This window comes from Maridesulfovibrio spiralis (SeqCode), assembly GCF_048571135.1.
Classification (GTDB): Bacteria; Desulfobacterota; Desulfovibrionia; order Desulfovibrionales; family Desulfovibrionaceae; genus Maridesulfovibrio; species Maridesulfovibrio spiralis.
Map to the genome: position 1 here is coordinate 1,007,632 of NZ_CP182344.1, position 13,081 is coordinate 1,020,712.

The 13,081-nt window shown below is 43.1% G+C and carries 10 protein-coding genes; 2 read left to right on the top strand and 8 right to left on the bottom strand.

The window, feature by feature from the left end:
- The 6 genes from ACNI29_RS04535 to ACNI29_RS04560 form a co-directional block, all read right to left on the bottom strand.
- Window positions 1-1,170 carry a class I SAM-dependent methyltransferase gene (locus tag ACNI29_RS04535; protein WP_419780998.1) on the bottom strand — a complete coding sequence of 390 codons (1,170 nt, stop codon included), beginning with the start codon at window positions 1,168-1,170 and terminating at the stop codon, window positions 1-3.
- On the bottom strand, window positions 1,167-2,177 hold the full coding sequence (locus ACNI29_RS04540) for a radical SAM/SPASM domain-containing protein (RefSeq protein ID WP_419780999.1): 1,011 nt from the start codon (window positions 2,175-2,177) through the stop codon (window positions 1,167-1,169). Before ACNI29_RS04540 ends, ACNI29_RS04535 begins: the two co-directional genes overlap by 4 nt.
- Before the next feature lie 11 nt (window positions 2,178-2,188).
- Window positions 2,189-3,292 carry an FkbM family methyltransferase gene (locus ACNI29_RS04545; RefSeq protein WP_419781000.1) on the bottom strand — a complete coding sequence of 368 codons (1,104 nt, stop codon included), beginning with the start codon at window positions 3,290-3,292 and terminating at the stop codon, window positions 2,189-2,191.
- Entirely contained in the window at window positions 3,289-4,641 is a 1,353-nt protein-coding gene (locus ACNI29_RS04550; protein ID WP_419781001.1) for a glycosyltransferase family 4 protein, read from the bottom strand. Before ACNI29_RS04550 ends, ACNI29_RS04545 begins: the two co-directional genes overlap by 4 nt.
- A gap of 104 nt (window positions 4,642-4,745) precedes the next feature.
- Window positions 4,746-6,338 carry a B12-binding domain-containing radical SAM protein gene (locus tag ACNI29_RS04555; RefSeq protein ID WP_419781002.1) on the bottom strand — a complete coding sequence of 531 codons (1,593 nt, stop codon included), beginning with the start codon at window positions 6,336-6,338 and terminating at the stop codon, window positions 4,746-4,748.
- 98 nt (window positions 6,339-6,436) lie between these two features.
- Window positions 6,437-7,528 carry a glycosyltransferase family 2 protein gene (locus ACNI29_RS04560; protein WP_419781004.1) on the bottom strand — a complete coding sequence of 364 codons (1,092 nt, stop codon included), beginning with the start codon at window positions 7,526-7,528 and terminating at the stop codon, window positions 6,437-6,439.
- 351 nt (window positions 7,529-7,879) lie between these two features.
- Here ACNI29_RS04560 and ACNI29_RS04565 point away from each other — a divergent pair, with 351 nt between their 5' ends.
- Window positions 7,880-9,358 carry a hypothetical protein gene (locus tag ACNI29_RS04565; RefSeq protein WP_419781005.1) on the top strand — a complete coding sequence of 493 codons (1,479 nt, stop codon included), beginning with the start codon at window positions 7,880-7,882 and terminating at the stop codon, window positions 9,356-9,358.
- A gap of 103 nt (window positions 9,359-9,461) precedes the next feature.
- On the opposite strand, the gene ACNI29_RS04570 is transcribed toward ACNI29_RS04565, so the two are convergent.
- Both ACNI29_RS04570 and ACNI29_RS04575 read right to left on the bottom strand, forming a co-directional pair.
- A complete protein-coding gene (locus ACNI29_RS04570) occupies window positions 9,462-11,081 on the bottom strand; it encodes a hypothetical protein (RefSeq protein ID WP_419781006.1) in 1,620 nt (539 codons plus the stop codon).
- Between the two features lie 112 nt (window positions 11,082-11,193).
- Window positions 11,194-12,012: an NAD-dependent epimerase/dehydratase family protein gene (locus ACNI29_RS04575; RefSeq protein WP_419781007.1), complete on the bottom strand. Its 819-nt coding sequence runs from the start codon at window positions 12,010-12,012 to the stop codon at window positions 11,194-11,196.
- Between the two features lie 195 nt (window positions 12,013-12,207).
- Between ACNI29_RS04575 and ACNI29_RS04580 the strand changes: the two genes are divergently transcribed.
- On the top strand, window positions 12,208-13,080 hold the full coding sequence (locus tag ACNI29_RS04580; RefSeq protein ID WP_419781008.1) for an N-acetylneuraminate synthase family protein: 873 nt from the start codon (window positions 12,208-12,210) through the stop codon (window positions 13,078-13,080).
- The last annotated feature ends 1 nt before the right edge of the window (window position 13,081 follow it).

Consider the following 13,081-nt stretch of genomic DNA (forward strand, 5'->3'; position numbering starts at 1 on the left):
CTACACTATTTTTGTAATATTTTCAGATTTCCACCCTAAATCCAAAGCCGCCTTACGAATAACCTCATAATTCAATAGCGAGGAAACAACCAGACAGGTGTCCTTGTTTCCGTATCGCTTAAAAGCTTCTTCAGGGGAAATAATCGTCTTGCCCATGATCTTTTGATTCTGTTTAAAAACAGAAGCATCGCAGACATTAATGTTCTTACCCGTAACATAAGGGAGTATGTACATAAACATCATCGACACTCCCCAGAACACAATACTTTCGTGAGGCAAGCCGGAAAGATTTGCGCCGATATCCTTGAAATGCCGCAGGCTGTCCTGAACGTAAGCGGGAACACTGTCCATCGAATATTCAGCTGGAAAACAAGCCTCCGCATTTTTCTGCGCAACGATCGCAATAAACGGATAATCCACATCACTGGATTCAGCAACGCCCTGCCCAATCGACCTGATTGCAAAGCCTGCATTCTCCAGCACTTTCTGCAAGGCCTGCGGGGAAAAGTGATTCACATGCTCCTGAACACCGACCCAAAAGCCTTTGCAGGGAGTTTCCACGGAGTACTGTGAAGCATCCGGAACTTCGAGGACAAAATGACCCCCCTCTTTTAGAATACGGGCACGTTCAGCCAGAAAAACGTCAATATCCAGCACATGTTCAAGCACATGAAAACAGGTCACAACATCAAATTGCGAAGAAGCAAAAGGAAGCTTGGAGATATCACCATTTATGAAAAAAGGTGAGCCGGACCTATTTGCCGGCAAGCTTTTCAGGTCGAGATCTACGCCGAAACAGCTCAGCTCCGGGCAGTTTTTTTTCAGCCATGAAATAAACCCGCCGCGTCCGCAGCCGATATCAAGCACACTGCCGATATCTCCGGGAACACTCTGTACAAGGTCGGTATAACGCTTGAATTTAGCAATATTGCCGGGAGCATTTATATCAAAATGAGAACTGGCAAAATATACGGCCTCTTTGGAATAATACTCACAAAGATCATCCTGCGACACAGAAGCCAGCCAGACATAATTGCAGTCCTCACAGCCTCTGTATTCTGCAACACCGTCAAAAATGGAGTCATTGAAGCCGCATAACTCATGCTCTGCAACTAAAGAGCTCTCAGCCCCGCAGATGGGACAGGGCAGAATCAGCAATTCATCCATCATCGGGTAAACCTTTGCAGGATATCTTTTGCTGCATCATCAATACAATCAACCTGACAACTGCGAATATGCCCGCACTGGTTACACACATCGACAGAGTTGCGTTCAAAGCGTAAATGAGCAAGCTGCATTTCACGCAACTTTTCACTATCCCAAATTTCTTTAATCCCCTGTACCTTGGCGTCCCCGAGAATCAGCTTCTGCTCCCAATCCGGGCAGCAGGCACTTACTGTGCCATCCGCATTTACAGCCATAGCGTAAAAAAGATAGGTGCAAACCTGCTTTTCCCGATTATCCTCTCCATATTGATGGACATCAGGGACAGGGAAACCGGCCCTGTCCGCAATATCAAATCCCGGCCAGATTGAACTCAGGTTTTCTACAAAAATACTGTCACAAGAACCGGAGAAAATTTCAAAAAAGAGTTCCTTCTCTTCATCCGAGAGATAATTTCCCGGAATTTTGATATTTATCTTTGTGAGTTTTTTGTGCTCATAGAGCCACTTGATGTTATCGACAAGTTTCTGAAAATCAATATCCACACCGCATATTTCTTTATATTGTGAGCCTGTAACACCCTCAATTGAAATATTGATCACATCTGTTCCGGCTTCGACAAGTTCTCTGGACAACTCTTCAGTCAATCTGGCTGCGTTTGTGGTCAGATGAACAGCCTCCACAAATCCGCTGTCCTTTGCGTAGGCAACCATTTGTGCCGTATGAGGATTCAGTAGAGGCTCGCCTATTTTATTAAACCGGATGACTTTGATTTTTTTAGGGAAATCGCCGAGGCTATCAATAATTTTTTTGTATACATTGAAATCAAGGATGCTGCCCTTCAGCCCTGCCCCACGCATCAAATCCTGATGCCCCGTCGGGCAGAATCTGCATCTGAAATTGCAGGCACTGGATGGATCTATATAAAGCAAAAAAGGAGTGTCCAAAGGAAGTATCTCAGCTAGATCAACCCGGTCATCCCGCTGCAGTTTGGATTTATATTCCGCAACCATATGCTTCCCCTTTAATGTGGCACTGCATAGAAAATTGCAGAATTTCCGCAATAATCATGTAAATAGAAATAAAGTCTGTACCCTTCCAACGCCATAAGAAACTCGGGAATCCCTGCCAGCCCATCAGGGCAATGGTCCGCCAGAACCATCAAAACAGGACGGTGCTCTTGAATCAGCTTCCGTCCTCCCCGCAACACAGCCAGCTCTTCGCCCTCGACATGGAGCTTAACAAAAGTAGGCTTAACACCTTGAATAGCGTCAAGATTTATTGTTTTTACTATGAACTCCCCGTCGATTGCAAGAGTGGATGCAAAATCGAGGCCGCCCCGAAAGGCCGCGTCACGCACGGAGTCACTCACAGCGAGCTGCTCAATTCTGATACCGGGTCCAGCGTGGTGCTCCTGCGCGATTGAAAACATCCGGGGATCAGGCTCAAAACCATGTATCCCGGCAAAATGATCCCCGGCATATTCTTTAAAAGCTTCAATGGTCTGCCCGCTATGCACACCGCAATCCACCAAATATTCAGAACCTGAGGCAGGAGGAATGCACGGGGCTTTAAAATATTTTCTGCCTGAAAGAACCGGGAAAGCCTCATTGATTTTCTCGACACGGGCAATGCGCCACCACAAAAACTGCATAAAATGGGCAACAGAAAAATCATCATGAGCAAGGGCCGCATAAACACGCTCAAAAAAAACACTGTCGACTGAATCCAGCATCCAACCGTTAGGCATTATCTGCGGGAAAGCGGACTCACTCAAGTCATAAAAATGACAGACGTTTGTACACCCCAAATCTACCAGAAACGTCTTTAAGGGAACATAAGGCAAAGTTGCGATGCAAACGACGAACAGGACTTCTTCTTTATCCCTGTCCGGGATATTGTCCGGATGAACAACAGGAACACCTTGAATTTCTTGTTCTCGACTATAAGCATCAACAAAATACTCTGGGACCAGATCTGCTTTCCGCATACAATCAAGGGCCATTTCGCCCATGCTTCCTGCGCCATACAGAACAACGCGGTCCACCACTCCCGGAAGTACGGCAGCCCGACCGGGAGGGGCCACCTGAAGTATTGTTTTAAATTGAGACAATAATTCTTCATTCATTGTGCATCTGCCTTCACATCTGCCATAATTTTTGAGAGGTACTGCAATTTCCCGTCATCAATAAACTGGGAGTATTGATGTATACTGCCTTTTCCTTGCGAAAAATAAATATCGTGCAGTGAACGCAACTTCGCTAAACAACTCTCCGGGGGAGTTTCGGGACAGAATGAAAACGCCTCTATAAAAATATCCTGCACCGCCTTATCCACTAGACTGCACAGAAACAGCCGCACCGCAGAACCCTCCTGATTTATAATACCGGAGGGAAAGCATTCAAAGACGCACTCCTTTGCAGGATGCGTCATAAGCTCTTCATAAATACCGATCCACTCTGCGACCATCTGCGCAAGGGTTAACTGTTCTGCGGCACACTTTCGTGAATTCTCACCCATTTCACGGCGCAACTCAGGGTCCGCTGCAAGCCGCTCTATGGCGCGGGAGAACGCCTCAGGATCGGCGGCGACAATTCCGGTAACCCCGTCCTTGACAATATAGGACTCAGGACCGTTATCCAGCACAACCTGGGGAAGCCCGGCGGCCATAGCCTCAACAAGAACCTGCTCCCCGGTTCCGTAATGCTCTTTTGTCAACGGATAGGCAAAAATATCCAGCTCTGCCAGAACAGCCGGGACATCACTGACCTTGCCCTTGAAATCAAACCTGTCACCCCACCCTTTCGCCTGAGCTTCAGCCTGAATAGACTCGTGACAATCGCCCCCGCAAACAACAAAACGAACATCAGGAGAGGAAACCGCCGCCAGCATATCAAGGCTGTTTCGATGCATTTTGCAATAATCAACAGTCCCGACATAACCGACAACGACCCCGGAATGCTCTTCAGGGGTTATTTTTAAAAAGTCCCCAGTGTCACAGCGGGAAGTAACATTTCGCAGATGGGCTGACTGCCATTGGGCAGGTTGACTCGCTATGGTTTTGGTTTTCGCGCTGTATTCGGAAGTAGTTACAAACAACTGTGGAAAGGAAAGGACAGCTTCAGGGAACAAATATGGGGCATATGCGCCGTTGCAATGCGCCCATATCACAACACGCGCTTTTTTGCCTGAGAAAGAGTCCAGAAATAAATATGTTAAGGGGTGATTCCAAAAATGAACATGAACAATATCAGCTGCACAGACCAGCGCGTGCAGCTCTAAGCTCAGCGGCGAAATTTCACTATAGACCGCATGCCTGCGCTCCTTTGCCCACTTTCTGCTTTGTTCATTGATAAAATCAAAAGTTACTATTTCCTGCTCAAAACCATCTATACGGCCCAGCTCATCAATAAGGCCGCGCAGAACCGAGCCGACCCCGCCACCAAAGTGGGGGGTGATATGCAGGATGTTAGGCATTATTGGACACCTTCTAATTTAAACATATAATCAAGACCTCGAGGGTAACTATTTTTTTTCAGAAATGTCTCATAAGCATATATCCAAACAAAATCACAACCCACTTAAGAAGCCAGTAAATTCCTGACATCTTCCACTGAATGTCTTTCCATGGTTGAAATAGATACGAGCGGAATATCACCAAACTTACGGTTAACTAATTCCTTGAAATTTTTATAATCTTCGCTTGAAAGATGAGTATAGGTAACAATGCAATCCGGTTTTTCGCTGCTATTTTCTATATATTTTAAAAAATCAACTCTTCTTTCGACTGCATATTCTGCCCCCGGATCAATATCATAATAGCCAAGACATTTTTTTTTATCTATTTTATTCAGCAAAGAGAGAACCTGGCTAAAATAAATCTGTGTACTTGATCCAAAAATAACCCATGACTGCTTATCTACTTCCGCAATAATTGGGTTTATAAAATTCAGGGGGTCATACAAATTTTCAATTTCATTTATGTACTTCTCCGCCATCTGGTAATCTACATTATTCAACTTTAAATGAACTTCTCTTATTCCATCCACTTTCGCATCAAACCAGTCAAAACTATTCCGGTCATACTTGGAACCAATGTAGCCATGATCGAAACAGTAATCATACAAATCTGTTCCGGGATAAGGAGTGTAATAAAAAGTATTAATAATGTCCGGCTTAGCTTTTTTTACAAATTCCAAGGTAATCTGATAATCATCTTCATTCTGGGTAGGTATTCCGAACATCAGATTGATTCGGCTATACAGACCATGTCTTTTACACACTTCAAGGGCTCTGTAACAATCTTCTTCAGTCTGTTTTTTATTCAAAAACGTTAGAATCTTATTCGAAGCTGATTCTATGCCGAAACTAACATCTGTAATATTAAGTTTTTTGATCTCTTCCGCTAGCGAATCTGAAAAACTAGAGGCTCTACAATTAGCACTCTTACCGAAACTAATAGATTTGTCCGCAGGCAAATTACGCAAACGCGCACTGACTCGCTTTACTCTTTTGACATCATTAAACAGCAGGTCATCTTGGAAGGTAAAAATTTTAACTCCATATCGATCATGAATATCGATCATGGAGTCAACCATATAATCGTCGGGAAATTTCATGAATTTTTTACGTGAACTGGCGCAAAAGGTGCAGCCGAAAGGACACCCATAACTTGTAAGCAAATCTATTTTTTGAGTTTCCCTCAAAACCTTTTCCTGTGACTCAGAAAAGAAATAATCAAGATATACCCTTTCATCAGGATGCTTTCTACCCTCAATAAGAACAGAATCTCTCAAATCCTCATAAGTTAAAAGAACCTCTTCCAATGACCCCATGCCGTCGCCGTGCATGATTGCGTCAAAATAACCTGAATGCACCAAATCTTCAGGCATAGCTGTAGCGTGAATCCCTCCACCAATAACCTTAATACCGCGTTCTTTAAGAACCTTCGCGACAGAGAAAGCTTGAGCCCTATTATAAGAGGCAAAAGACAATGCAAATATATCTGGAATATATGTCAGTTTGTCCAAGATATCTTCAGGAGAAGATTCCTGTGGGAAAAAAACGATATCAACATCCCACCCTAATTTTTGTGCAAGTGCACCAAGCATAGCCGCCGCCATAGACTTGTTTTGGGAAAAAATACCGAATATAATTCTCTTCTTATTATCCATGACACGCTCTTTATGTGATTTTACAGCCTACTGCACTAGAATAAAATTAACATCTAGTCTGAACTAGACAAATGTATGACGCAAAAAAGATCAATATATTAAGCCACAACTCTTTCGTTAATCTCATTCTTTTTTTGTTCAGCTACAATTTGAAAAACAAGATCAGGTGTCAATTTTCTATGTATCCGCGTTATAATCCTTAACACCGCACAATAATCCTTCACTTCAAGGTAATGGCTCAAATTTTCAACATCATGTATATCAATCTCAAAACCGGGTAATTTCATGAGTGATGAAATATTCTGAAGAGTTCCGGCAAACTCCTTGCCTCCGAAAGCGCAATCAGTCTGCGTCAGCTTCATGCCTACAAACTCCCTGAGCACTTCCACTTCCTCAGCAGGCAGCCTGCAATTCATGAGCTTAAGGTATCCCTCAAGATAAAAATATGGATTGGGAGGAGTCGGAAAATAATCCTTCACATTACCGGCAGTAAACTTATGCAACACTCTTGGGGACATAACCATCCTGCCTTCCATTAGAAAGGCAAAAACAACAAGCATATCGCCCCAGTTTTCAAGTAACCCGAAATCATGCATCTTGCTAAAATAATCTCGGACAATATCCGTTTTAATCAAAGCCCTGATCGGGCATGACTTGTTGCTGTATCCTTCCTTTGCGAGAATAAATTTTTTAAGACGGCTTATCCTATCTGGATCATCAAACTGCTTCAGAAAAGGATATGCTTTAGGATACTCAAGACGCTTTTCACCTACTTCATTAATAACATCGTAGTCGCAAAAAGCACAGGAAGCATCTGGATTCTTCTTAAGCAGGGTAAACAACTCAAGAATATAATCCTTGTCCCAGCGGTCATCATCACTCCCCCAAGTAAGATATTTTCCTCTGGCATCCTCCAGTACCCCAAGCGAATTACGCAACATCCCTACATTTTCTGCCCGGCGAGTGTAGCGAATACGGGGGTCACCTGCATATTTTGCCATGACAGCAGCAATCTCATTTTTCTGCGGAGAACAATTATCGGAAACTACGATCTCAATATTTCTGTAAGTCTGGCTGGTAAAGTCACTAAGAGCATTATCAAGCCCCTCAGGCCGATTGTAACATGGAATCAAAACGGAAATCAGGGGGGTATTTCTCTCCGAAAAACTTAGCTCAAAGCTGCTCTTCATCCTAAAATCTCCACATCAAATTACTTAAATATTTTTTAAAATTGATAACAACATGTCGAGAACCGAGAATATTTTTGACACTTTTGAAATACAAAGCAAATATTACGCCAAACGTAACCTTCAAAAAAATCAATTCTGGAATCCGGACAAGAAGCTTGCACAAGAACCCCGCTCAATGATTTGAATATTGAACTTTTATGTAGTACCGAATTGAAACAAATACAGCATAAAAAAAAACTCAAACTTTACCCCAAACAGAATAGGCTCCATCACATGCAAAGATCGCAATTGGCCGAGTTTATTAAAAATGCCCAAAAGCCTATTGTCGCTTTTGTTTGCGCAGACCTACACGTGAGCGTATATGCAGCAGCAGCTAAAAAAAGCCTCATAGACTCAGATATATATACACCAGTAATTGTTACAATTGAAGAGGCCAAGCTTAATGACGCCACTGATCTGGTTCCTGTTTTTAAAATTGATTCAAGAGACTTAAGTGAACTTTCTGGCATCTCCGTTTTTGTCACCTCCGACAATTGCATCGGATTTAAATTTCCCGTTGAATCAAAAGTAATCGTGACTTGCCATGTATTGTACCACTCTTGGGATTTACATAAGTACACATACCTTTTCCATATCGCTGATATGTTTTTTGTTTACCCGCCTTTTATGGAAGACCTCACACCACAAGAATTTGAAACGAAAATGGGCCAGATAGTCCCTTCATTTTTCGACGTAAGAGGCAAGAAATTTATCATTATTAAAGGTGGTTACTTGAAGATAGATTTACTTACTGAAAAGATTAAAGCAAAACAGGTTAGAACCGATAGCATTTTGTTCATGCCCAGCTATCCATTTTTCGGAGCAGAGGAGCAGTATCTCGACATTTTAGAAGCCATCAAGGAAACATGCCCTGATCTGAATATAATATTCAGACCGTACAATCCTCCGACAGCTAAATTATATTCCATTCTGGAACAATTTTCCGGCTATAAAAATTTGGAAATCGACACCCTGCCAGGTAACGAAACGTCCTTTGCCCGGGCCAAAGTTCTAGTAACCGATACTTCTTTCGGCCGACGGACATTTGCGTATGCAACCGGAAGACCGGCAATCGCATATCAACCCAAAAGCGACCAGCCAGACGTAACATTCAGCCACCAGTCATTTAACACGCACACCAAAGAGCAATTGAAACACGTTCTTTCATGGGCTGTGAATCCAAACGAGGAGATTAGACAGCAACTGCTGCAAATGCGCAATAAGGACCTGATGAATATCGGGAAAAGTTTCGACTTGCTATTGGACAGCATAAAGGCTGTGGTCATGGAAGAGAACAGAGATTACTGGATTACTTTCGAGCGCACCTTTGCCAAAAGGAATTGGGATGCCCCCGACACATGGGTTAATTTTTTCTTGAAAACACCAAACGGTCTTAAGGACCGATTTTCCGTTTCATATGCTGAGGGACAGAAGAAATTTCCTGATCATGACTATTTCGCCCTGAATTTCCATGTAGACGACTATATTTATGAGATTGATTACATAAATTTCTGTATCAAAGCCACAAAGAACGAACTTATTGAAAAGCTGGAAGATCAGGAGCTGGTTCTTTATAAATCACCGTACACAGGGCCGCTTCAGTCCAACCACATAAACAGGTTTAAGGAAATCGTTCTCTTTAACATCAATGATTTGAAAAAATTTGAGCAGAACCTGCTCAAACGCCTAGCTATCAAAAAAGACAAGTACATTAAATGCGAAACTAATTTTGAGGAAAAATGCAAACTTCTTTTTGCCATGCAGATCTTGCTGCACAAGATGAGGACATAATCTTCTGCACTTCAGGAATTATCATTCAGAAATCACCGCCGGGAAAATCTTTTGTATACAACTTGTTAAGCACAGTCTAAAAATATAGCTGCACCTGGATAAATTATTTCCATCCATTTTTTCCAAGAAAAATCTGAAAAGCTAAAAGAGTCTTATAGTTACCCAAATTATACACATACTCTATCCCATGCTTAAAAACAGCATTATTCGGCAATATCTTTTTGCCACAAAGCTCATGTCCCCATTCGTTTTTAGCCAGGGTGGTAATAAACACACAGCGGGGATCTTTCAGGTAAAAATCTATTTTTTTAGGGGTGTTGTTGTACCCCGACAAATTACCCCAGGCAGCATATGGAGGACGCCCGCCGGGAAATTGATCCAAGTCTTCTATTTCTTTCTGCGTAAGCAGCCGGAATTTTTTTTCGGTATGGTCCAAAAGCACGACATAGCGCACAAGACTGAGCGGCATCTTGAAAAAAGGGTGATCAGGAAATTTACTGTTGGCCAGATGATAACATTGTTCATAAAAAGCCTTCCTATTCTTGTCCGACTGATAGTCGATCAAAAACTGCGCCCAAAATGCAGGATTTTCCCAATCTCCCTGAATATATTTCCTCTCAAACTCAATCCAGTAACTCTGCTTTCTACCTTCTGCAAAAGCAAGAATTGAATCTATAATTATATCAAGGCTTTTCCCAAAATTAATAACCTTCTTATCTCTGCAAGAAACTACCTGCCTACGTAAAACATTTGATTTTACCGAAAGTTTAATTGCTTCTACCAGTTGCTGCTCAGAATGAGCACAAAAGCCGAACTCATTAAAAGTCAATTGCTGACTGCTATCCAGATCCGGCCGGAAAGAAATATGCGGCTGCCCGGTTGCAATAGAAAAAGTCAGCCGCCCCAAGGAAAGATCGGTAATAAACACCTTTGCGCGGGCAAAGGATTCAATATTACTGTCCGACAAATCAATGATTACACGATCATTTCCCTGGTACATTTCCTGAAGTTCAACCACTTCCATGATTGTTCTTGCCAAAGGAAAAGGGCGGAAAACAACTTTGTATTCAGGACACGTATCCAAACATATTTGTACAATTTTCTTATAATAAGAGGGATGCGGAGGAATATTTATAGAAGGGGCTACGAGTATACTGTCCTTTTCTGTTTTTTGTTTTTCAATTCTCTCTGCGAGGATATCAACCTTTGGATAACCACATGGAATTACCGTAAACATTTTATCGCGAGGTTTGGCTGGCGGCGGAATTTGATTACCCCAGGCATTTTCGTATTCTTCAGGACTGCTATCTGCCGAAAAGGCATGAGGCAGGCAGAGAGCATCGCCGAACTCAAATGTACCTGCTTCATAGCCCAGATCGCTGAGATTCTCAGCGTCCATAAAAGCATGGGGGATGCAGAAGACTTTACTTGTATAAGGATAGTAGAAAGTAAGTCCATATCTGGTATCGTTATCAACGAAAACTTTAATATCGCTAAGTTCACTAAGATCTGTTGTCTCAATATTAAAAACAGGTATATCGTAAGCGGATTTCTTAATTTCACAATCTTCGTAAACAATAAAAACAGGAGACAATTCCACGCCGCTTTCTATAATTCTTTCGGCCAAATATATAAAATTTGTATAAAACCCAGGCCGCGCAACAAATGCCACAACAGGAAACTTGCTACTTCTTGTGTATTTTAGAATTGCATCAAACCCCATATATCCGCCTTTAGAAATAAATTAAAACGTTAATGTTGGATATCTTGTCAAAAACAACTAAAAGACACAAACAGCAATAAAAATATAATAGATGCAGACCCTAAAAACTACCCTATTCAACGCCCCAAAAAGCAAACGGCTCATAGGTGGGATAGGGATAGTATCCCTTGTCCAGTTCAATTTCATAGTCGTGTGCCGCAAAAAATTCTTCAACCAAAGACAAAACGGTTCTGGGTTTGCCGCTGCAAACATTGAAAATGCCGGACTCATCCCCATCCAAAGCCAAAGTCACGATCTTTTCAGCAACCTGCTCCACCGGAAGAAAATCACGAACCTGATCCCCTTTGGACATGTTAAATACCTTATCGCCATTTGCTATGGCTTTGCGGACCTGCGAATAAAGAGAATTCGGGGACTGCCCTTCTCCATAGAGATAAAAAAGCCTTGCCCACTGAAAAAGAAGTTTCTTACCTGCAAAGACTTCATCCAACGCTTCCCGCAGCATATTTTTGCCCCTGCCATACTCCGTAACCGGGGCAGGGGAGGTGCTTACCGGGAGCGGCCCCTCGGTCAGACCGTACTCAAAACAAGTCCCGGCTACAAAAAGATGCTTGGCCCCCTGCTCGGCCATCCTCTTGCAGAATTCAAAATTCTCCCGAAAGATCTTACCTGTATGAATGCTGTCATTGTACTTGGGCAATCCTCCCCAAGCCAGATGTATAATCCGTTCCGGGCTGCCTAGATATGCAAAAACATCATCAGGAATATCAGCCAGATCAAGTTCCTTACAAATTACATCCGGGAACCATTCCCTAGATTTAGCCTTCTCGAGATTACGCGTAGTTACAATCACCTCATGCCCCCGGGCCAACAGCTCCTTAACAACATAATCACCGATGAAACCGGTAGCTCCCGTTACTAGTACCCGCATATATAACTCTACTTTGACCTTTCAAATATTTTGCAAACTCATTTCCAATTATAACGACGCCTATTTGAGACAAATCCATACCAAACCGACTACGCACATGTACACCTAAAAAACAATACATCCATTGACTTGTACTGCCTTGAAAAATAGACTCCCATCAACTCAACTTATAACATTTTCAGGAGGCGCAAAAAATTGTTTAGCAAGACAACCCCACCCTTCTTTATTGCCGAGGTCTCCAGCAACCACGATTGCGACCTCGGACGCTGTTATAAGTTCATTGACACTGCCGCGCGCATAGGTTGCGGTGCAGTGAAATTCCAGCTGTTCAAGGTAAACGAACTTTTCGCACCGGAAATACTTGCCCGCAGCGAAAAACACCGCAACAGGGTCCGCTGGGAACTTCCGGAATCATTTATTCCCTTGATTGCCGAACGTTGCCGGGAGCGGGGAATCCTGTTCTCCTGTACTCCCTTTTTTCTTGAAGCCGTCAATCTTCTGTCACCTTATGTGGATTTTTTCAAAATAGCTTCCTACGAACTGCTCTGGACCGAGTTGCTCGAAAAATGCGCTGCCAGCGGCAAACCTGTTGTTCTTTCCACTGGAATGGCTGACATGGAAGAAATTTCCAAGGCAGTGGAAACACTGCGTTCTTCAGGGTGTGTTGACCTGACCCTGCTCCATTGCGTATCAGGCTACCCGGCCCCGGTGGAGCAAGCCAATCTCGGTGCTATCGAGTCCATGCGTAATGAATTTGACTGCAAAATAGGCTGGTCCGACCATACGGTCAGTGAAGGAGTCATCCACCGCGCTGTGCATAAATACGAAGCACAGACAATTGAACTGCATCTCGATCTGGACGAAAACGGTCCTGAATACGACTTCGGGCATTGCTGGCTCCCGGACCAACTGGAAAGACTTATCGCCAATATCAGGCTGGGAGTGCGAGCTGACGGTAACAGAAACAAACAACCGACAGAAGCTGAAATGCCGGACCGCGAATGGCGGGCCGACCCGGAAGACGGCCTGCGCCCTCTAAAACCAATCAGAAAGACATGGAAACCATAAT